The following is a 19,143-nucleotide window of genomic DNA, read 5'->3' on the forward strand; positions in this document are numbered from 1 at the left end:
GCCTTCGGCGGCCCCGGCTACGGCTACGGCAGCGGGGGCAGGTGGCGCGGCGGCAGCGGGGGCGGGGGCGGGGGCGAGCACCGTCGCGCCGGAGCAGGTGCACGTCCAGGTGTTCAACGCGGCGGGTGTGGCCGGTCTCGGTGCCCGGGTCGACGCCGAGCTGCGGCGGGCCGGGTTCGCCACCACCGGGGCGCCGTCCAACGCCCCGGCCGGCACACCGGCCGGCCGCACGGTGATCCGGTACGACCCGCACTGGGCCGAGTCGGCGCGGACGCTGGCCGGCGCGGTGCCGACCGCCGAGCTGACGCCCGTCCCGGGGCTGGGGCCGACCCTCCAGGTGTACGCGGGAGCGGACCACCCGGCGGCGGGAGCGACGGCCGCGGCCGGTCCGTCCGCGACGGCGGTCGCGGTGCCCGCCCCGCCGCCGCCTCCGTCGCCGTCCTCGCCGGTCCCCGGCGGAGGTACCGGTGCGGCACCCTCCGGCCCGGCGGCGGAGGCGCGCGCCGAGGGCGCGACCGGAGCGGGCGCGGCCGCACCGGGGGCCGAGCGGGCCAGCGACATCATCTGCCCCTGAACCGGCCGATGGGTCCGCCCGCCGCACAACAGGGGCAGGGTGCACATGGCACCCTGCCCCTTCCCCCTCTTGTTCCCCCCTGCTCCTGGGACCGGGCCCAGCTTCTCCCCGTCCCCACCCTCCCCGGTCCCCCGACGCGGCCCCCGGTCCCCCGATCCGGGGGCCGCGTGCGGTCAGTCCGTCGCGATCGCCGCGAGGACGTTCATCCGCCCGGCCCGGAAGGCCGGCACCAGAGCGGCCAGCAGGCCGATGACCATCGAGGCACCCAGGGTGAGGAGGATGGTCGTGGTCGGGACGGCCAGCGACTCCAGGCCCTGGGTCCGCAGCACCTGCTGTCCGGTGATGCCCCAGGCCAGGCCGAGCGCGGTGCCGAGGACGGCGCCGAACAGGGCGATCACCACGGACTCCAGCCGGATCATCCGGCGCAGCTGGCGACGGGAGAGCCCGATCGCCCGCAGCAGGCCGATCTCGCGAGTCCGCTCCACCACCGAGAGCGCCAGGGTGTTGACGACACCGAGCACCGCGACCACGATCGCCAGCCCGAGCAGGCCGTAGATCATGTAGAGCAGGGTGTTGACCTGCTCCTGGACGAGGTCCTTGTAGCCGGCCTGGTCGCGGACCGAGGCCTGCGGGTACGGCTTGAGCGCGTCCTCCAGGCCGGTGAGCGTCTTCGCGACGTCCGCCCCGGCGGCCGCCTTGCCGAACAGGATCGCGTCCACCGGCTGGTCCGCGGCCGGCACCGCCTTGGTCACGGTGTCGAGCGAGGCGAAGGTGTTGCCGTCGAAGAGCTGGTTGCCCTTGGTCATGATGACGCCGACCGGCAGCGACTGGACCCGCCCGTTGCCGTAGTCGACCTTGATGGTGTCGCCGAGCTTGAGGCCGTGGTCCTTGGCGTAGTCCTCGCCGATCGCCACCGCGCCCTGCTGGAGGGAGCCCGGAGCGCCCTCCTTGACCGGCAGCCGGAAGTCCTCGGTGAACCGCGCGGTGACGGCGGATATGCCGTTCTCCACGGTCTTCCCGTCCGGCGCGGTGAAGTACGCCGGGAGGTACTTCTGCGCGGTGATGTGGTCCACGCCCTGGACCTGCCGCACGGCGGCGGCGATCCCCGGGGAGACCCCGTTCTGGCCGGCCGAGATGATGTAGTCGGCGCCCACCGAGCGGTCGATCTGGTCGTTGGTGGACTTGATCACCGAGGAGGTGAAGACCGAGGCCCCGATCACCAGCGCCAGTCCGATCATCAGTGCGGCAGCCGTGGCACCCGTACGGCGCGGGTTGCGCATCGCGTTGCGCTGGGCGAGCTTGCCGGACGGACCGAACAGGGTGGGCAGCAGCGCGCCGAGCACCCGGACCACGGTGGTGGCCAGCAGCGGGCCGAGGACGACGAAGCCGACCAGGGTCAGCAGCACGCCGAGGCCGATGAACTGGCCCCCGGTGGCCGCCTTCTCCGCCTTGGCGGCCAGCACCAGCAGACCGCCGCCGCCCGCCGTGAGCACCAGACCGACGATCGCCCGGACGGTGTTGGAGCGGGCCTCGGCCGGGGTCCCGTGGTCGCGCAGTGCCGCGATCGGTGCGATCCGGCTCGCCCGGCGGGCCGGGATCCAGGCCGCGAGCACGGTGATCACGACACCCACCGCGTACCCGGCGACGAACACGTCCGCGCCGATCTTCAGGTCCGAGGCGTCGAGGTGCATGCCCGCCGCGTTCATCAACTGGATCAGCCCGACCGCCAGGCCGAGGCCGGCCGCGATGCCGATCGTGGACCCGGCCAGGCCCAGCAGCAGCGCCTCCACCAGCACCGAACGGTTGACCTGCTTGCGGCTGCCGCCGACGGCCCGCAGCAGGCCGATCTCCCGGGTGCGCTGGGCGACCAGCATCGAGAAGGTGTTGATGATCAGGAAGCCGCCGACCAGCAGCGAGATGCCAGCGAAGCCGAGCATCGCGTACTTCATGAAGTCGAGGAAGGAGCCGACGCTCTTCTGGCCGTCCGCCTTCTGCTCGGCCGCCGTCTTCGCCTGGTAGCCGCCGCCCAGCCCGGCCAGCGCGTCGGACTTGAGCTGCTCGTCGGACCGGCTGCCGTCGCCGTACACCTCGACCGAGGTGTAGGCGGCTCCCCCGAGCAGGACGCTCTGCGCGGTGGCGGTGTCCAGGAAGGCCAGCGCCGCGCCCGGGTTGGTGGTCTTGAACGCGGCGATGCCGACGATCGTGAAGTCGTGGTTGTCGTCGATGATCACCCGCAGCTTGCCGCCCAGGCCGAGCTTGGCCTTCTTCGCGGTGTCGGCGTCGAGCACGACCTGGTCGGGGCCCTCCGGTGCGTGGCCGGAGGTGATCTCGACCGGGCTGCGCGGGGTGTCCGCCCAGTTGCCGACGATGGTCGGGGCGCCGGTGGTCGGGCCGACCTTCTTGAGGGTCGCCGGGTCCGCCAGGGTGGCGTTCTCCACCGTGACCTGACCGATCGCCGTCCTCACCCCGGGGACCGCGGCGACCTTCCGCACGCTGTCGACGGTGATCGTCCGCGTCTTCGCGCGGGTGTCCTCGCCGCCGATCTCCGGCTTGGCGGGCCCGACCGAGACGTCGGAGGCGGTCGAGGCGAAGAGCGAGTCGAAGGTGCTGGTCGCGGTGTTGGAGAACACCAGCGTCCCGGACACGAACGCGACCGAGAGGACGACCGCGACCAGGGAGAGCGCCATCCGCCCCTTGTGGGCGAAGAAACTTCGAAGTGATGTCTTGAGCAACATGGTCCTGTCCGCTCCCGCCCGCTCAGCTGGTGCGCTTGCCGTCGAAACGGCGCATGCGCTCGAGGACGGAGTCAGCCGTCGGGGCGTGCATCTCGTCGACCATCACGCCGTCCGCGAGGAACAGCACACGGTCCGCGTAGCCGGCCGCGACCGGGTCGTGGGTGACCATGACGATGGTCTGGCCCAGCTCGTCGACACTGCGGCGCAGGAAGGAGAGCACCTCGGCGCCGGAGCGCGAGTCGAGGTTCCCGGTGGGCTCGTCACCGAAGATGATCTCGGGCCGGGCTGCCAGTGCCCGGGCCACCGCGACGCGCTGCTGCTGGCCGCCGGAGAGCTGGGTCGGCCGGTGCTTGAGCCGGTCGGACAGCCCGACCGTCTCCACCACCCGGTCCAGCCAGGCCTGGTCGGGCCTGCGGCCGGCGATGTCCATCGGGAGGGTGATGTTCTCCAGCGCGTTCAGCGTCGGGAGGAGGTTGAAGGCCTGGAAGATGAAGCCGATCTTGTCCCGGCGCAGCTTGGTGAGCTGCTTGTCCTTCAGACCGGTGATCTCGGTCTCGCCGATCCAGATCCGCCCCTCGGTCACCGTGTCCAGACCGGCCAGGCAGTGCATCAGGGTCGACTTGCCGGAGCCCGAGGGGCCCATGATCGCGGTGAACCGGCCCCGCTGGATGTCGACGTCCACCGCGTCCAGGGCCGTCACCCTGGTCTCACCGGCACCGTAGGACTTGGTCACCTGGCGGGCCGAAGCGGCGACGGCGGGGACACCGCCGGGAAGCTGGGGGTCGTACACGGCTGCTGCTGCCGTCGTCACTGTCGTCTCCTAAGAAGTGGTCCCACCCGTTGCCCCCCAGCCTGATCCGTCCCACCCGTCCGGCGACATCGCGCAGGGGATAGTTTTCGACCGGGAGTCAGCCCCACCCTCCCGGTGAACCGGGGACCCGGACCCGACCGGAGCGGGTCCGCCTCGGACGGGCGGGGATGTGAACCACGTTAGGAGTCGGGGCCGCTCCTCCTCGTCATCCGACGGGAGGAAGCGGCCCAACCGGAGTTGTACGGGGTGGACCTCCCCTCCCCCTAGGGGTCGGCCGGGCCGCCCTCAGGGACCCCCCTTACGGAGCCCCGGCGAGGCGGCGCGGGAAGCCGCCCGCGGGTGCTCCGCCGAGCGGGGCCGGAACGCCCGTCGGCCCCCTCGCCGCCCCTCGCCGGAACGCCCGCAAGGGCCGGCGGGAGGGCGTCCGAGGGGGCCGACGCGACTGCCCCGGCGAGGCGCTGACTCGGCGTCAGGCAGTCAGGGCGGGGGCGGCGAGGCGCTCCAGGGTGCCCGCGAAGGCGTCCACCACCGGCCGCAGCAGCACGTCCGTCTCGCGCTCCAGCACGGTCGTGCCGTCGTCCCGGACGGTGATGTGGCGGTCCAGCACGAACCAGCCCCGGGTGATGTGGTCGGCGCCCATCGAGCTGAGCACCGGCCGGAGCGCGTAGTCCACCGCCAGCACGTGCGCGGTGGAGCCGCCGGTGGCGAGCGGCAGGACGGCCTTGTCGCGCAGCGCGTACTGCGGCAGCACGTCCAGCAGCGCCTTCAGCAGCCCCGAGTAGGCGGCCTTGTAGACCGGGGTGCCGATCACCACACCGTCCGCCTCGGCGAACAGCTCCAGGGCGGCCGCCAGCTGCGGATGCGACAGGTCGGCGGTCAGCAGCGCGTGCGCGGGCAGGCTGCGCACCTCGAAGGGGACGACGCGGTGGCCGCGCTCCTCCAGCTGCGCGTCGATCAGGCGCAGCAGGCGGGTGGTGCGGGAAGTCGGGGACGGCGAGCCGGAGACGGACAGGACGGTGGCCATGGATTCACCTCGGGGAGGAAGCGGGGACGCCGCTTCGGCGGCGCGCGGCACCGACCGCGGGCACGTCGGCCGGCCCGGCGGGGCCGGACGGAGACAGTCAGCGGTGGGCACGCCGCACGGGCAGCGGCGGAACGGGGGAAGAGGAGGAGTGGTGGGGGTTCGACGGGCGAGCGTCAGCCACAACAGAGCGAACAGGACACACGCTGCAGGTCGACGTGCCGCCGACGCGTGAGAGTCCATCGCTGATCCATGGCAGTCATGCAAACACGCTGCGTTCGGGACGGTCAAGGATCGTCCCGACAACCGAACACCAGGTGAGACGGACGGTGAGACGGAGGACCGGGAGGGTGACCGCTCGGACAGCGGCCGGACAGCGGCCGGACGACGACCGGACGGCGGCCGGGTGGCCGGACCGACACGGGGCGTGCGCCCGCCCGGCACCATGCGGCGGAACGATCCGGCGCGTGCATCAAAACTGCTACAAGGGTCCTGGTAGGGGCCCCGGGGGGAGTCACCGGCGCCCGCGTCGGGCATCCTCTCCCACATGAACACGTGGCAGGAGGGCCGCCCGGGCGGCGGCGGGAACCCGTACGGCGGCAACGGTGGCGGTGGCGCCGCGTACGGGCACGGTGGCGGCGGCGCGGGCGCCGAGCCGCCGCTGCCCGCCGGGCTGAACCCGCGCGGGCCGGGCGCTCCGGCACCCCGGCAGCCCCAGCCCCAGGGACAGCCGCAGGGGCAGGGGCAACCCCAGCAGGGCCGGCCGGGCACGCCGCCGCAGGCGCCCGGGTACGGCCCCGCCCAGGGGTACGGGCAGCCGGGGCAGCCCGGTGCGCGCCCGTCGGTGCCCGCACAGGGCGGTCCGGGTGGCCCCGGCGGCCCCGGCGGTCCCGGTTCCGCGCCCGGTGGCCCGATAGCCCCCGGCGGGCCGCAGTCGCCCGCCGCCGCCCGCCCCGGACGCTGGCCGCGGCGCCGGATCGTCAAGTGGTCGGTGTTCGGCGTGCTGATCGCCCTGATGGTCACCAGCGTCTCCACCTGGTTCTGGGCGGACTCCAAGCTCAACCACGAGAACGTGCTCGCCGACTACCCGGGCCGCCCGGCCGCGGGCAAGGGCACCAACTGGCTGATCGTCGGCTCGGACAGCCGCAACGGCCTCTCCGACAGCCAGGAGAAGGACCTGCACACCGGCCACGCGGGCGGCAAGCGCAGCGACTCGATGATGATCCTGCACGTCGGGGACAGCGGGAACACCCTGATGAGCATCCCCCGCGACTCCTGGGTGCCGATCCCCGAGCACGCCGGCGAGAACGGCAAGCCCGTCAAGGCGACCACCTCGAAGATCAACTCCGCCTTCGCCTCCGGCGGCGGCAAGCTGCTCGCGCAGACCGTGGAGACGAACACCGGCATCCGAATCGACCACTACGCCGAGATCGGCTTCGCCGGCTTCGTCGGCATCGTCGACTCGGTCGGCGGCGTGGACATGTGCATCGAGCAGGACGTCAAGGACAAGGACTCCGGCCTCGACCTCAAGGCCGGCTGCCAGAGCCTCGACGGCACCCAGGCGCTGGCCTTCGTCCGCCAGCGCCACCAGATGGCCGACCAGGACCTCGGCCGGATGCGCAACCAGCAGAAGTTCCTCGGCGCGCTGGCCAAGCAGGCGGCCTCGCCGGCCACCGTGCTCAACCCGTTCACCTTCTACCCGCTGGTGTCCTCCGGCCTCGGCACGCTGATCGTCGACGAGGACGCCGGGCTGACCGACCTCGGCTCGCTCTTCCTCGCCATGAAGGACGTCAACGGCGGCAGCGGGAAGAGCATCACCGTGCCGATCGCCAACCCGGACTTCAAGACCAACACCGGCGAGTCGGCGGTCAAGTGGGACACCGCGAAGGCCAAGCAGGTGTTCGACGCCTTCAAGAACGACACCGCCGTGCCGGACGTGAAGTAGTCGGACGTGCAGTAGTCGGGCGCGAAGCAGCCGGACGTGATGCGGCCGGACGTGAAGCGGCCGACCCTCCGCCACCACGGGCGCCCCGCACACCTGCGTGACTCCTCGTAACACCGCCGACACAATGGGTGGATGTCACTCGTCACCGCGCTGATCTACCGCCGTCGCCACCGCCTCCTGGGCCGCCTGGTCCAGGAGGCGCTCGCCGTCTACGGGATGGAGGTGCCGGCCGCCGCCGAGATCGGTCCGGGACTCGTCGTGTTCCACCGGGGCTTCGGCACCGTGCTGCATCCGTACACCACCCTCGGCGCCGGGGTGACCCTGTACAACGGCGTGACCGTCGGCCGCGCCGACCCCTGGGTGCCGCAGGAGGCGAGCGCGATGCGGCGGGTGGTGGTGGAGGACGGCGCGGTGCTGTGCGCGGGCGCCAAGGTGGTCTGCAAGGCCGGAGTGCTGACGGTCGGCGCCGGCACCGTGGTCGGCGCCAACGCCGTACTGACCCGCTCCACCGGGCCGGGCGAGATCTGGGCCGGCGCCCCCGCCCGGAAGGTCGGGACGCGGGCGGACTGGCCGGGCGGCGCGGCAGGGGCGGGGGCGAACGCGGGCATGGCTGCGGCCGAGGCGCACACCTGAGGCGCTCGGCCGAGACACCCCCGGTCAGCGGACGGCCACCCCCGGCAGGTGCCCCGTCGCACACTCCGCGTACCGGTGGACGGCCGCGCCCCGCCGCCCTTCGCCCGGCCGCCCGCCCGGGCCCTCCAGCTCGCCGGCCAGACCGTGGTGGATGGTCCGGCCGCCGCGGCCGCCCGACCACCAGGCGTCCGACAGATGGACGACCAGGGTGGCCGGGTGCTGCGGCTCGGGGCGCTCCAGGACGAGTTCGCAGCGGGCCTCCCCCGCTGGGAAGGTCACCACGGCCTCGCTGGTCCGCAACCGCGCCCGGCGCGGCTCCCGCTCCACCGCCCAGTACGCCGACACCTTCACGTCCAGCCGGCCGTCGAGACCGCCCTCGCCGGGCCGGACGTACTCCTCGTCCGGCACCCAGCGGGCGTGGTTGCGGATGTCGTCCGGGCCGAACCACTCCGCCCAGCTGATCCAGTAGCCCGCGACCCGCTTGATCGTCATGGCCTCCCGGAGGATCCGGACCGGGATACGGGTCAGACTCTCGGGCTCGCTCAGCAGCAGGACGCGGCCGTCCTGGTCGACCCGGGCCTCGGGCTCGGGCTCGAAGGAGAGGACGGTCACCTGCTCGCAGGTCACCTCACCGTCGTCCTTGCGCCGACTCGTCTGCCTCATGGGTGAACCACCTTGCCGGGGTGCGGAGTTCGTCGATTCGCGGCCGCTTCCCGGACGCCGGGCCGACCACGCCCGCGCAGCTTACGGCGCCCGGTCAGCCACGGCGAACGATTCCGGCGAATCCTCCCGGAGCGGGCGATGCACGGCTATTCTGCGCGTGCACACGATGCCGTCCGCACTCACGGACGTCCGGACACGCTGCCCCGACCGACCGGATCGCGCACGACCGCGACGAGTTCGTCGAGCTGGTGCCGACGGAGCCGGCGGCGTTCCGCAGGGCCGCTCAGGGCGCGGTCGGGAGGCGGTCCAGGACGAGGCCGAAGTGGGTGCGGTAGGCGCTCAGGGCCGCGTCGGCGTCGAGGAGCTCCTCGGTGCGGGTGCCGTCGGGGGCGGTGCGCAGGAGCCGGGTGCCGCCGGTGGCGCGGGTGCTGGTGAGGGTGGTCCGGCCGCCGTCCGGGGTGGGGCGGGAGCACGTGGTCGCGCGGGTGAAGTGCGAGGCGGGGGACGTGGTCTGCCACCAGCAGGTCGGGGCGAAGTCGGCCAGCCGGTACGGGCGGGGGTCGAGGCGGTACTGCGGCGCGCCGTCGAGGGCGACGTCCAGGTCACCGGCGGCGCCGGAGCTCCCGGTGTCGGAGCTCGGGGCGATGGTGAAGACTCCCGCCGGGTCCTGCTGCCGGCCGCGCTCGTCGAGGCTCAGCGGCCGGCGGGCGAACTTGCCGAAGCCGACGTCCACCAGCCAGGCGGCGCCGTCCGCCTCCACCCGCAGCGCGAGGTGGTCGAACGGCGGCCCGGGCTCAGCCCCGTCGAAGACCCGGGCCGCGAGCAGCTCGACGCGGTAGCCGAGGGCCCGCAGCAACGCAGCGAAGGCGCCGTTGAGTTCGTAGCAGAACCCACCGCGCCTGCGCCCCACGAGCTTCTCCAGCAGCGCCTCCGGTTCGAGCACGACGGGCTCGCCGAGGTGGATGCTCAGATTCTCGAACGGGACGGCGTCCAGGTGCGCCTCCTGGAGCCGCGCCAGCTCGGCGGCACCGGCGCGGGCGGGCCGCTCGGCGCCGATCCGGGCGAGGTACGCCGCCACCTGCTCGCCGGTCGGGATCTCCGCGTTCCGCATGGGTTCGTCCATGGTCACCATCCAAGCGGACCCGGTACTTCCGGCCATCGGACCTCGGACCTAGGTCGTTCGGGGGACCTCGGCGGCCCGGGCGGCCACCTGGGCCGACCTGCGGTGCGACGGCCCGGGGCGCAGGAAGTCGGCGGGGCCGACTTCCTGCGCGTGGGCGGGCATGTCAGGGAACGAGGACGCTGCGGCCGCCCAGCGCCGCGTAGGACTCGCCGGGGACGACGAACTTCTCGACCGCGCCCTCGCAGCTCGTCCCGGCCCGGACCTGGACCACCGAGTCCGTGTAGTTGGTGACCAGGGGCTGGACGAAGTCGCCGAGCGGGAGGCACCCGCGCGGATCCTGGTACGCGGCACCGTCGATGACCAGGATCCCGTGGGCCGCGTACGCGGTGTTCGGGACCGCCACGGCGAGGGCGGCGGCCGCCAGCCAGGCCCCGAGAGCGGTTGCCGTGCGTCGCTGCTTCATGCGTCCACATTCCTTTCGGCCGGAGCGGGGCGGCCCTGCGCGACCCCGCCGATGCGGCCCAAAGTAGCCGGACGGTGACACGGCGTCGCGGACGGAGCGGCGCGGCGGCCGGGTGCGGAGTGGGAAGTCGGACGGGTCGACTTCCGGTGCGGAAGATTTTCGCCCCCGGCCGTCACAACCGGGCCGCCGTGATCCGTCAGGGAGGCGGAGCGGCACCACCGGGCCGCCGGACGGAGAGGACAGCACCATGCTCACCAGGGTCATGTACGTCACGGTCTACGTCACCGACCAGGACCGCGCGCTGCGGTTCTACACCGAACAGCTGGGGCTGGAGAAGCGCGTCGACTACCCCGGCCCGGACGGCCGCTTCCTCACCGTGGGCGCCGAGGGGCACCCGTTCGAGATCATCCTCTGGTCGCACGCCCCGGCCGCCGGGCAGCCGCCGCGGGCGGAGGGGGTGTCCGCGCCCGGTCCGATCATCCTGGAGTCGGACGACCTGAAGAAGGATGTCGGGATCTGGCGCGAGCGCGGGGTGGAGTTCGACCGGCACGAGCCCGAGGAGTACCCGTTCGGCTTCCGCATCGAGGCCCGGGACCCGGACGGCAACCGGGTCTCGCTGCGCCAGCAGCGGCCGGTGGTGACCGACCGGGGCTGAGCGGGCTCAGGCGGTCCGGCCGGCCGCGCGGAGACGGGCCTCGGCGGCCTCGGCCCCGGGCGGGTCCGCGAGGAAGAGGACGCGGAGGGAGCGGTCGGCGGCCGCGTCCAGGATGCTGAGGAGCAGTGCGAGTTGGGCGGGCGGCTCGTCCGCCAGGAGGGCGTCGGCGTCCGCGACGAGGACGAGCAGGCGGGGTTCGGCCGAGCCGGCCGACTCGACCGACCCGGCCGGCTCGGCGCCGGGCGGGAGGAGCGCGTCGTTGAGGCACTCCTCGAAGGCGTCCCAGTTGTGGCCGAAGTAGCCCGGGAACGAGAGCGCCCGCGCCCACTCGGCGAACAGGGCCGCCCTGGTGCGGCAGTTCGCGCCCCGGACGAGGCGGAGCAGGTCCGGGGCGGCGGCGAAGCCCGCCCAGGTCCGGCCCGGCAGGAGGTCCCACCGGGCCGGACCGAGCGGGGGCTCGGGCACTACGGGCACGTCAGCAGCCTTCGGAGATCTCGCGGAAGTTGGCGTAGTGGTCGTCGGTGTACCAGGTCTGCGCGGTGCGCTCGTCGCGGACCAGGCGCTCGGCGTCCCGGTGGGTCTTCGGCGCCGGACGGGGGTTGACGTCGTACTCGTGGTACGCGCCGCCCGCCGGGAGGTCCCCGCTCCGGTTGCCGTACGGGTTGCTGCCCCGGATGTACTCCGGGCCGGGAATCCGGAAGTCGACCGGGCGGGGACTGGTGGGCCACTCGATACCCTCCCAGATCCGGCAGGCCCGTTCGACCTGCTCCGGGAAGTCCTGGACGGGGAGCGGAGGTTGGACGACCGCCCGGACGGTCGGGGCGGCGGCCAGCGCGGGGGCGGCGGGAGCGAGCGGGCAGGCCAGGGCGAGGACCAGAGCGGCCTGCACCAGACGGCGGAGAGTCATGGGGTACCCGGTTCCGTGCGGGAGCGTGTGCAGCAAAGGCGTACCGCGCACACGCCCGACTCCCCGACGGCCACGCCGCAGCCACCGCCGCCCCCACCCGTCCGAGTGACCGCCGAAGCCCGGCGGACGTGATCCGAACAACGCCCCGCGGCCGGTCGGTCAGTCCCCAGGTGCCCCGCGCCGTCACCGCCCTCGCTCCGCCCGGTTCGGGGACGGGGCGGCGTGGGAGGATCGGGCGGGTCCGGTTGGTTCGTTGAAAGGTTTCTTCAGTCCATGGGCTCGCAGTACTACGCCGTCCTCAAGACCAACCACGGCGACATCACCGTCAAGCTGTTCCAGTTCCACACTCCGAAGACCGTGCGCAACTTCGTGGAGTTGGCCGAAGGGCGGCGGGAGTGGACCGACCCCGCGACCGGGGAGGTCAGGACGGCTCCGCTGTACGACGGGACGACCTTCCACCGGGTCATTCCCAACTTCATGATCCAGGGCGGGGACCCGCTGGGGGACGGTACGGGCGGCCCCGGCTACGAGTTCGCCGACGAGTTCCACCCCGAGCTCTTCTTCACCAGGCCCTACCTCCTGGCGATGGCCAACGCGGGCCCGAACACCAATGGTTCGCAGTTCTTCATCACCACCCGGGCGACCCCGCACCTCAACCGGAAGCACACCATCTTCGGGGAGGTCGCGGACCCGGCCGGCCAGAAGGTGGTGGATTCCATCGCCGCCACCGCGACCGGCCCGGGGGACCGTCCGGTGGAGCCCGTGGTCATCGAGTCGGTCACCGTCGAGGTCCGCTGAGCCTTCTCCCGGAGTAGGAAGTCGGTCCGGCCGACTTCCTACTCCGCTCCGCCGAACACCACCCGCAGCACCTCCCGGGCCAGCTCCTCGACGTCCGCCCCGGTCCTGCTCTCCGGCAGGGCGCCGTTCAGCCAGAGGCTCGCGAAGCCGTGCGCCAGCGACCAGGCGGCGATGGTCGTCGCCCGGTCGGGCCGCTCCCCCCGGGACAGCACGCGGCCGCTCGCCGCGAGCACCGCCCCCGCGCGCTCGCGGGCCATCGCCATCTCCGGGTCGTCCGCCCGGTACAGCTCCGGCCGGAACATCACCTCGAAGTACGCCCGGTGGTCAACCGCGAACCGCACGTAGGCCACCCCCGACCCGTACGGATCCCCCGCCGCCCGCTCCAGCGCGTCCGCGAACAGCTCGAAGCCCTCCGCCGCCACCGCGGTCAGCACCCCCGCCTTGTCGCCGAAGTGGTGCGCCGGCGCCGCGTGCGACACCTCCGCCCGGCGTGCCAGCTCCCGCAGGCTCCAGCCGGACGGCCCGGACTCCGTGATCGCCGCGATCGCGGCGTCCAGCACGGCCCGCCGCAGATTTCCGTGGTGGTAGCTCTCGGCCCTGCCCATGGCACTTCCCTCTCGTCGGCGACCCCCAGAGCATATCTAGGCATTGACAAGTTTGCTCGTCCGGGCCAATCTTTCCAGTGACAAGATTGACCGGTGACAAGCTTGGAGAGTCCACCATGGCCCCGCTCATCGCCCTCCTCGGCGGCTTCGCCGTCCTCCGCCTGCTCGGACTCCTCGCCGTCGACACCCTCGACGCCTGGCAGCCGGCCGTTCGCGGCGCCCTCGCCCTGATGTTCGTCACCACCGGCGTGCCGCACTTCCTGCCCGGCTTCCGGCGCGACTTCGTCGCGATGGTCCCGCCGGCGCTCCCCCGCCCCGAACTGCTCATCACGCTCACCGGCGTCCTCGAACTGGCCGGGGCCGCCGGGCTCCTCCTCCCGCCGCTCGCCCCGTACGCCGCCGCCGGACTCGCCCTGCTGATGCTCGCGATGTTCCCCGCCAATGTGCACGCCGCCCGCACCGGCGGCACCCTCGCCGGGAAGCCCGTCACCCCGCTGCCCGCGCGCACCGCGCTGCAGGTGGTGTTCGTCGCGGCAGCGGTCGCGGCAGTGCTCTGAGCGCCGCGCCGGAGCGGGAGACTGCCGGGCCGGGTCGAGTCGGGCCGGGGCCGAGAACGCGCGGACGCGGCCCGCTCGAGGTGCGGGCCGCGTCCGAGTGCGGGGAAAGGGACGAGCCCTTACTCCACGATGCCGGACTTGGCGATGGTGACCTTGGCCTTGGTGCGGCCGCTCTGCGAGCCGAGGCCCTCGATCTTCTGCACCAGGTCCAGGCCCTCGACGACCTCGCCGAAGACGACGTGCTTGCCGTCCAGCCAGTCGGTGACGATGGTGGTGATGAAGAACTGCGAGCCGTTGGTGTTGCGGCCCGCGTTGGCCATCGAGAGCTGGCCCGGCTTGGTGTGCTTGAGCTTGAAGTTCTCGTCCGCGAACTTCTCGCCGAAGATGCTCTTGCCGCCGGTGCCGTCACCGCGGGTGAAGTCACCGCCCTGGAGCATGAAGCCCGGGATGACGCGGTGGAACGACGAGCCCTCGTAGCCGAAGCCGTGCTGGCCGGTGGCGAGCTCGCGGAAGTTCTGCGCGGTCTTCGGGACGACGTCGTCGAAGAGCGTGAAGACGATCCGGCCGGCCGGCTCGTCGTTGATGGTGATGTCGAAGAAAACGTTGGAACCCATGCAGGGATCATGGCATGCCGGGCTTCCTGTCGCGCGGCACACCCCCCGACCCCCGGGCAGCGGCCCGGGCGCCCGCTACGCCGCCCGGTGGGCCAGCAGGTACGCCTGCGGGGTGCGCTCGTCGGGTTCCGGTTCGCGGACCAGGCGGGTGGTGACCTTCAGACCCGCCGCCTCGGCCAGGGCCTCGATCCGCTCCGGCCGACCCCGGCGGAAGTCCAGGGCGACGGGACGGCCGAAGGGGCGGTCGAGCCGCAGGACGTCGTCGCCCACCTGGAAGGCCAGCAGGAGCGGGGCGCCGGGGGCCAGGACGCGGCGGAACTCCGCGAACACCCGCGGGAGTTCTCCGGCCGGGGTGTGGATGATCGAGTACCAGGCGACGGCGCCGGCCAACTCGCCGTCGCGGTAGGGCAGATCGAGCAGGGACCCGGTCTCGAAGGGGATCGCGGGGTGGGTGGCACGGGCCAGTTCGACCATGCGCGGGGAGAGGTCGAGGCCGGAGACGTCCAGGCCGAGGTCCGCCAGGTGGCCGGTGATCCGGCCCGGACCGCAGCCGAGGTCGGCGACCCGGCCGCCGCCGGCCGTGGTCACCAGTTCGGCGAGCACGCCCAGCAGGGCGCGGTCCCAGGGCATCACGGCCAGCGCGTCGCGGTAGCGGTCGGCGTAGTCGGCGGCGATGGCGTCGTAGAACGTCCGTGCGGCGGTGAGGAATTCGGGCTCGGCGGTGGTCATGGCGACCGACCCTACCGGGGGTGCTGGGCCGGCTGCGGCAGGGGTGGTGGCGGTGATCGGCCGAGCCGGACCGGAGGAATCGTGCGGAGGCGATTAGACGGCGGGCGGCCGGACGATCAACTCGAACGGATCATCGGGATGGCGGCCCGCCGTGCGTGCTAGAACCGTCGACGGCAGTGAACGCTCACCCGCGCTCATCGCCGCCTGCACCGTGCACCCACCGGCCACTCCTCCACCGAAGGAGAACCATGTCCGTCGCACGAACCGCACGAACCGTCCGGAACGCGCTGCTCGCGGCCCTCGCCGCCCTGGCGCTGATGCTCTCCGGCGCCGCGACCGCGAGCACCGCCTCCGCCACCACCACGGGGCTGGACGGCGCCTGGGCCTGCTCGGTCCCGTCGGGCTACGTCTACGACCAGGTGTCGATGAACCGCAGCTGTAGCGGCGGCGGGACCTGGAACTCGCCGCAGTTCCACCTGCGCACGCCGGTCGACGGCCTGACCGCCTGCATGAGCGCGCCGGGCTTCGTCTACGACTACATCAGCTGGGGCAGCGCCTGCAGCCAGCAGTCCGGCGTGACCTCCAACGCCTACCACCTCCGCGTCCCGTACGACGGCCTCACCGCCTGCATGGGCACCCCCGCCTTCACCTACGACTACGTCAGCTACACCTCCGGGTGCAGCCTGACGCAGGGCGTCCAGGCCACCACCTTCCACCTCCGCACCCCGTACAACGGCCTCTGGGCCTGCGACGTCCCCCGCGGCTTCACCTACAGCACCACCACCTCGAACCTGGACTGCGCCTCCATCCGGGGCGTGCCGACCACCAAGTTCCTGCTGGTCGGCTGACCCGGTCCCCGGCTCGGTCAAAGGGCGGACGACCCGGCGGCGGCCGGGTCGCCCGCCCGCGTCCGTTCAGGACAGGTCCAGCTCCGCGACGGTCTGGTCCCCGCTGAACTCGCCGGTCGGGCGGAAGCCGAGGCGCTCGTAGAACCCCGCCGGACCGTCCTCCCCCGGCACATAGGTGACCGTGACCCGGCCGCCGCCTCGCCGGCGGATCTCCGCGGCGACCTGCTCCACGGCGAAGCGGCCGTAGCCCCTGCCCTGGGTGCCGGCGGCGATGTTGAGGCGCCAGAGGCCCGAACGCGGCAGGTCGCCCGGCCGGTCCGGGTAGAAGGTGATGTCGAAGAAGGCCATCACGAAGCCGACCGGCCGGTCGCCGTCGTAGACCAGCCTCGGCCAGGCGCTCGCGCCGTGCGCGTACGCCTCGGCCAGCGACTTGACCACCGGGGAGACGAAGCGCTCCTGGTCCGGGCGGACCTTCAGCTCCAGTGCGGCGTCGATGTTGTGCGGGGTGACCGGTTCGAGGCGCAGTGCGGCCGGGGCTGGGGACAGCGCGGATTCCGTGGACATGCGGTCAGGGTAGTGAGTGCCCGCTCGCCGGTCTCCCGGATTTCCCGCCGCCCCCGCCGCCGCCGCACCGGGCACCGCCACCCCGGGCCCCGCCCCGGGTTCCCCTGCCCCGGGCGCCCCCTCACGGCGCGGGCGCGAACACCAGCGAAGCGTTGTGCCCGCCGAAGCCGAAGGCATTGCTGAGCACCGCCCCGACCGGCCCCCGGCGCGCGGCCCCCGCGACCACGTCCAGCCCGACCCCCGGGTCCTGCCGCTCCAGGTTGCGGGTGGGCGGCACGACCCCGTCGCGCAGCGCGAGGACCGAGGCTAGCGCCCCCAGCGCGCCCGCCGCACCGAAGAGGTGGCCGGTCATCGACTTGGTGGCGGTCACCACCGGGTGGGCGCCGATCGCCGCGGTGACCGACTCCGCCTCGGTCAGGTCGCCCAGCTGGGTGGAGGTGGCGTGGGCATGGACGAGCCCGATGTCCAGCGGCGACAGCCCCGCCTCGGCCACCGCCCGGCGGATCGCCCGGACCTGTCCCTCGGAGGCGGCCGCGGTGATGTGGTGGGCGTCCGAGGTGACGGCCGCGCCGGCCAGCGCGGCGTGGGCGCGGGCCCGGCGCGCGGCGGCGAAGCCGGCCCGCTCCAGCACGACGACGGCCGCGCCCTCACCGATCACGAAACCGTCCCGGTCGACGTCGAACGGCCGGGAGGCCCGGCCGGGTTCGTCGTTGCGCAGCGAGTGGGCCCGGGCCTGGGCGAAGCCGGCCAGGGTCAGCGGGCAGACGCACGCCTCGGCGCCGCCCGCCACCACCACGTCGGCCCGGCCGAGCCGGATCAGGTCCAGGCCGAGGGCGATCGCCTCGGCCCCGGACGCGCAGGCGCTCACCGGGGTGTGTGCGCCGGCCCGGGCGCCGAGTTCGATCGAGACCCAGGCCGCCGGACCGTTGGCCATCAGCATCGGCACGGTGTGCGGGGAGACCTTCCGGACGCCGGAGGCCTCCAGGACGTCGTCCTGGCCGAGCATGGTGAGCGCGCCGCCGGTGCCGGTGCCGATCACCACGGCCAGCCGCTCGCCGTCCACCTCGGGACGGCCGGCGTCGGCCCAGGCCTCCCGGGCGGCGATCAGCGCGACCTGTTCGCAGCGGTCGAGCCGGCGGGCCAGCACCCGGTCGAGGACCTCGGCCGGCTCGACCGCGAGCTGCCCGGCGATCCGGACCGGGAGCCCGGCGGCCCAGTCGGCCCCGATCGGCCGGATGCCGGTGTCACCGGCCAGCATCGCCGCCCAGGTCGAGGGGACGTCGCCGCCGAGCGGGGTGGTCGCCCCGAGGCCGGTGACCAGCACCGGCTCGGGGGCGAAGGCTCGGGGCGCGTGGTTGTCGGTACCCATCGAAGGAACTCCCTGGCTAGTGCGGGACTGTGGGGTAGCCACAACTCCCCGCACCGGTGGGTGCGGGGAGCTCTCGCCACATCAGCCACACTGCCATGGCCCTGATGGGCATTCAGGTGTGTCAGCCAACCGATTCGAACACCATGGAGTTAGAGGAACTCCACATACGCACCTAGGCGTCGAAGTCGGTGGACCGGCCCACCGACTCCCAGGTCCGGAGCTCCTCGGCGGACGCCTCCAGGGCGCCGAGCACCGCGTCGACGGCGTCATTGCCGAGCAGCAGGCGCAGCGGGGTGTGCTCGGCGTCCAGGGCGGCCAGGATCGCGGCGGCCGCCTTCTCCGGGTCGCCGAGCTGCTTGCCGGCGGTCTCCGGGAGCCCCTCGCGGACCGGCCCGACGATCCCGTCGTAGACGGGCAGCGCGGTCGCGAAGGCGAGCGCGCTCCGCTCGGCGAAGGAGGTGCGGAAGGCGCCCGGCTCGACGATCAGCACCTTGATGCCGAAGCCCGCCACCTCCTTGGCCAGCGCCTCGGACAGGCCCTCCAGGGCGAACTTGGTCGCCGAGTAGGCCCCGGCGCCCGGGAAGGTGAAGCGGCCGCCCATGCTGGACATCTGGACGACGGCGCCCGAACCGCGTTCCCGCATGTGCGGCAGGACGGCCCGGGTGAGCGCGGCCGGGCCGAAGAAGTGCAGGTCCATGAGGTCGCGCAGCTCGCGGTCGGTGTACTCCTCGACGGCGCCGATCAGGCCCCGGCCGGCATTGTTGACCAGGACGTCGATCCGGCCGTAGCGCTCCACGGTCTCCGCCACCACGGCGGCGATCCGGTCGTGGTCGGTGACGTCCAGCCGGACGGGCACCAGCCGCCCGGGGTGCGCCCCGGCCGCCTCGGCCAGGGTCTCGGGCCGCCGGACGGCGGCCACCACGGTGTCGCCGGCGGCCAGCGCGGCCTCGGCGAGGGCCAGGCCGAAGCCCGAGTTGGCCCCCGTGATCAGCCAGACCCGGCCGTCGGGGGTATCGATCGACTTGTCGCCCATGAGTACGTTCCTCCCGTAATCGTCTTCCCAGTAAGGAAGTTGACGATCACTTCTATGCCACCGGCGGGCCGGGCGTCCAGGAGATGTCCGCCCTGGCCGGTCCGGCCGCCGCAACGCCTGGAGCCCCCGGCCGAGTCGTGCTCGGCCGGGGGCTCCAGGGGCGTCCGCGCGGGAGGGCGCGGACCGTGCCTTCCGAAGGATCCGGATCTACGGCAGGTTGCGGGCCATCACGATGCGCTGGATCTGGTTGGTGCCCTCGTAGATCTGCGTGATCTTCGCGTCCCGCATCATCCGCTCCAACGGATAGTCCCGGGTGTACCCGTACCCGCCCAGCAACTGCACCGCATCCGTCGTGATCTCCATCGCCGCGTCCGACGCGAAACACTTCGCCGCCGCCCCGAAGAACGTCAGGTCCCCGTCCCCCCGCTGCGACCTCGCCGCCGCCGCGTACGTCAACTGACGCGCCGCCTCCAGCTTCATCGCCATGTCCGCCAGC

At 73.3% G+C, this 19,143-nt stretch carries 23 protein-coding genes; 7 read left to right on the forward strand and 16 right to left on the reverse strand.

Going from position 1 to position 19,143, the window contains the following annotated elements; translation table 11 throughout:
- On the forward strand, window positions 1-574 hold a 574-nt coding region (locus ADK60_RS11205), incomplete at its 5' end, for a LytR C-terminal domain-containing protein (protein ID WP_199839644.1).
- A 173-nt stretch (window positions 575-747) separates the two neighbouring features.
- Here the strand turns inward: ADK60_RS11205 and ADK60_RS11210 are convergent.
- The 4 genes from ADK60_RS11210 to ADK60_RS48065 all read right to left on the reverse strand — a co-directional run bounded on the left by ADK60_RS11210 (window position 748) and on the right by ADK60_RS48065 (window position 5,404).
- Window positions 748-3,309 (reverse strand): ABC transporter permease, encoded by a 2,562-nt coding sequence (locus ADK60_RS11210; protein WP_053645309.1) that lies wholly within the window; start codon window positions 3,307-3,309, stop codon window positions 748-750.
- Window positions 3,310-3,331: 22 nt separating this feature from the next.
- Window positions 3,332-4,120, reverse strand: a complete 789-nt coding sequence (locus tag ADK60_RS11215; protein WP_045944353.1) for an ABC transporter ATP-binding protein — start codon at window positions 4,118-4,120, stop codon at window positions 3,332-3,334.
- 469 nt (window positions 4,121-4,589) lie between these two features.
- Window positions 4,590-5,144 carry an NADPH-dependent FMN reductase gene (gene ssuE, locus ADK60_RS11220; protein ID WP_053645311.1) on the reverse strand — a complete coding sequence of 185 codons (555 nt, stop codon included), beginning with the start codon at window positions 5,142-5,144 and terminating at the stop codon, window positions 4,590-4,592.
- Window positions 5,145-5,317: 173 nt separating this feature from the next.
- Window positions 5,318-5,404, reverse strand: coding sequence for a putative leader peptide (locus ADK60_RS48065; protein ID WP_353612751.1), 87 nt, complete (start codon window positions 5,402-5,404; stop codon window positions 5,318-5,320).
- Between the two features lie 284 nt (window positions 5,405-5,688).
- On the opposite strand from ADK60_RS48065, the gene ADK60_RS11225 reads away from it, so the two are divergent.
- Window positions 5,689-7,086: an LCP family protein gene (locus ADK60_RS11225; RefSeq protein ID WP_053645313.1), complete on the forward strand. Its 1,398-nt coding sequence runs from the start codon at window positions 5,689-5,691 to the stop codon at window positions 7,084-7,086.
- A 132-nt stretch (window positions 7,087-7,218) separates the two neighbouring features.
- Entirely contained in the window at window positions 7,219-7,719 is a 501-nt protein-coding gene (locus ADK60_RS11230; protein WP_053645315.1) for an LbetaH domain-containing protein, read from the forward strand.
- Window positions 7,720-7,743: 24 nt separating this feature from the next.
- On the opposite strand, the gene ADK60_RS11235 is transcribed toward ADK60_RS11230, so the two are convergent.
- From ADK60_RS11235 to ADK60_RS11245, 3 genes are all read right to left on the reverse strand, one after another.
- Window positions 7,744-8,382 (reverse strand): hypothetical protein, encoded by a 639-nt coding sequence (locus ADK60_RS11235; protein ID WP_159400391.1) that lies wholly within the window; start codon window positions 8,380-8,382, stop codon window positions 7,744-7,746.
- A gap of 283 nt (window positions 8,383-8,665) precedes the next feature.
- On the reverse strand, window positions 8,666-9,514 hold the full coding sequence (locus tag ADK60_RS11240; protein ID WP_079008246.1) for an arylamine N-acetyltransferase: 849 nt from the start codon (window positions 9,512-9,514) through the stop codon (window positions 8,666-8,668).
- 154 nt (window positions 9,515-9,668) lie between these two features.
- Window positions 9,669-9,968: a hypothetical protein gene (locus ADK60_RS11245; RefSeq protein ID WP_053645320.1), complete on the reverse strand. Its 300-nt coding sequence runs from the start codon at window positions 9,966-9,968 to the stop codon at window positions 9,669-9,671.
- Between the two features lie 247 nt (window positions 9,969-10,215).
- Here ADK60_RS11245 and ADK60_RS11250 point away from each other — a divergent pair, with 247 nt between their 5' ends.
- Entirely contained in the window at window positions 10,216-10,623 is a 408-nt protein-coding gene (locus ADK60_RS11250) for a VOC family protein (protein ID WP_053645322.1), read from the forward strand.
- Window positions 10,624-10,629: 6 nt separating this feature from the next.
- Here the strand turns inward: ADK60_RS11250 and ADK60_RS11255 are convergent, their stop codons facing one another.
- Together ADK60_RS11255 and ADK60_RS11260 are read right to left on the reverse strand one after the other, a co-directional pair.
- Window positions 10,630-11,097 carry a barstar family protein gene (locus tag ADK60_RS11255; RefSeq protein ID WP_079008247.1) on the reverse strand — a complete coding sequence of 156 codons (468 nt, stop codon included), beginning with the start codon at window positions 11,095-11,097 and terminating at the stop codon, window positions 10,630-10,632.
- 1 nt (window position 11,098) lies between these two features.
- Window positions 11,099-11,530: a ribonuclease domain-containing protein gene (locus ADK60_RS11260; protein ID WP_053645326.1), complete on the reverse strand. Its 432-nt coding sequence runs from the start codon at window positions 11,528-11,530 to the stop codon at window positions 11,099-11,101.
- 273 nt (window positions 11,531-11,803) lie between these two features.
- On the opposite strand from ADK60_RS11260, the gene ADK60_RS11265 reads away from it, so the two are divergent.
- Window positions 11,804-12,328, forward strand: a complete 525-nt coding sequence (locus ADK60_RS11265) for a peptidylprolyl isomerase (RefSeq protein WP_053645328.1) — start codon at window positions 11,804-11,806, stop codon at window positions 12,326-12,328.
- A gap of 38 nt (window positions 12,329-12,366) precedes the next feature.
- Here ADK60_RS11265 and ADK60_RS11270 read toward each other — a convergent pair whose 3' ends face one another.
- Window positions 12,367-12,933 carry a TetR/AcrR family transcriptional regulator gene (locus ADK60_RS11270; RefSeq protein ID WP_053645330.1) on the reverse strand — a complete coding sequence of 189 codons (567 nt, stop codon included), beginning with the start codon at window positions 12,931-12,933 and terminating at the stop codon, window positions 12,367-12,369.
- Between the two features lie 116 nt (window positions 12,934-13,049).
- On the opposite strand from ADK60_RS11270, the gene ADK60_RS11275 reads away from it, so the two are divergent.
- Window positions 13,050-13,490, forward strand: coding sequence for a DoxX family protein (locus tag ADK60_RS11275; RefSeq protein WP_053645332.1), 441 nt, complete (start codon window positions 13,050-13,052; stop codon window positions 13,488-13,490).
- A gap of 119 nt (window positions 13,491-13,609) precedes the next feature.
- Here the strand turns inward: ADK60_RS11275 and ADK60_RS11280 are convergent, their stop codons facing one another.
- Both ADK60_RS11280 and ADK60_RS11285 read right to left on the reverse strand, forming a co-directional pair.
- On the reverse strand, window positions 13,610-14,104 hold the full coding sequence (locus ADK60_RS11280) for a peptidylprolyl isomerase (RefSeq protein WP_045944364.1): 495 nt from the start codon (window positions 14,102-14,104) through the stop codon (window positions 13,610-13,612).
- 75 nt (window positions 14,105-14,179) lie between these two features.
- A complete protein-coding gene (locus ADK60_RS11285) occupies window positions 14,180-14,833 on the reverse strand; it encodes a class I SAM-dependent DNA methyltransferase (protein WP_053645333.1) in 654 nt (217 codons plus the stop codon).
- A 248-nt stretch (window positions 14,834-15,081) separates the two neighbouring features.
- On the opposite strand from ADK60_RS11285, the gene ADK60_RS11290 reads away from it, so the two are divergent.
- Window positions 15,082-15,681 carry a hypothetical protein gene (locus ADK60_RS11290; RefSeq protein WP_052709673.1) on the forward strand — a complete coding sequence of 200 codons (600 nt, stop codon included), beginning with the start codon at window positions 15,082-15,084 and terminating at the stop codon, window positions 15,679-15,681.
- Window positions 15,682-15,747: 66 nt separating this feature from the next.
- On the opposite strand, the gene ADK60_RS11295 is transcribed toward ADK60_RS11290, so the two are convergent.
- The 4 genes from ADK60_RS11295 to ADK60_RS11310 form a co-directional block, all read right to left on the reverse strand.
- Window positions 15,748-16,245: a GNAT family N-acetyltransferase gene (locus ADK60_RS11295; protein WP_053645335.1), complete on the reverse strand. Its 498-nt coding sequence runs from the start codon at window positions 16,243-16,245 to the stop codon at window positions 15,748-15,750.
- 121 nt (window positions 16,246-16,366) lie between these two features.
- Window positions 16,367-17,614 carry a beta-ketoacyl-[acyl-carrier-protein] synthase family protein gene (locus ADK60_RS11300; RefSeq protein WP_053645337.1) on the reverse strand — a complete coding sequence of 416 codons (1,248 nt, stop codon included), beginning with the start codon at window positions 17,612-17,614 and terminating at the stop codon, window positions 16,367-16,369.
- Between the two features lie 172 nt (window positions 17,615-17,786).
- The gene (locus ADK60_RS11305; RefSeq protein ID WP_053645339.1) at window positions 17,787-18,647 is read right to left on the reverse strand and encodes an oxidoreductase; all 861 of its coding nucleotides are present in this window, start codon (window positions 18,645-18,647) and stop codon (window positions 17,787-17,789) included.
- A gap of 207 nt (window positions 18,648-18,854) precedes the next feature.
- On the reverse strand, window positions 18,855-19,143 hold a 289-nt coding region (locus ADK60_RS11310), incomplete at its 5' end, for an acyl-CoA dehydrogenase family protein (protein ID WP_286185269.1).

The sequence above is a fragment of the Streptomyces sp. XY431 genome (assembly GCF_001279805.1).
In the GTDB taxonomy this organism is placed as follows: Bacteria; Actinomycetota; Actinomycetes; order Streptomycetales; family Streptomycetaceae; genus Kitasatospora; species Kitasatospora purpeofusca.